This window comes from Streptomyces mutabilis (assembly GCF_014649815.1).
Classification (GTDB): Bacteria; Actinomycetota; Actinomycetes; order Streptomycetales; family Streptomycetaceae; genus Streptomyces; species Streptomyces mutabilis.
The window spans coordinates 1-525 of sequence record NZ_BMTT01000304.1 but is presented as its reverse complement, the minus strand read 5'-3'; the positions used below and the strand labels follow the sequence as shown (position 1 = coordinate 525).

Here is a 525-nt window from a genome sequence, read left to right as displayed (position 1 = left end):
ACGATATATTAAGTTTTATGAATGCATTTGAATCTGTATATAAGGAAATTAAGGAGCTGTTAAAGTAATGCAATATGATCATTTATTAGTTAGATATGGAGAGCTCACGCTTAAAGGTACGAATAGAAAAATGTTTGTTAATCAACTTAAAGATAATGTGAAACGCGCGCTTATTCCATTAAGTGGTTATCATGTCAAAGGAAAGAGGGATAGAATGTACATAGAATTATCCCCTGAAGCAGACATAAATGAAATCATTCAACGCTTATCTAAAGTTTATGGTATAAAATCAATTAGTCCAGTTATAAAAATTGATAAAAACGAAGAGAAAATTAATCAATCAGCAATACAGTTATCTCATGACTTTGAAAAAGGTTCAACTTTTAAGGTTGATGTAAAACGCGTTGACAAGTCATTTCGATTGGATACGTACGAATTGCAACGTCAAGTCGGTGGAGCAATACTAAAAGAAAATAATAATATAACAGTGAATGTTAAAAATCCTGACTATGAAATTAAAATAGA

Annotated in this window: 1 protein-coding gene; it reads left to right on the top strand. The window is 30.1% G+C overall.

Features of this window, described 5'->3' with window-relative positions; translation table 11 throughout:
* Window positions 1–67: 67 nt before the first annotated feature.
* Window positions 68–525: THUMP domain-containing protein (locus tag IE142_RS40430; protein WP_229831320.1), on the top strand; the 458-nt coding region annotated here is incomplete at its 3' end.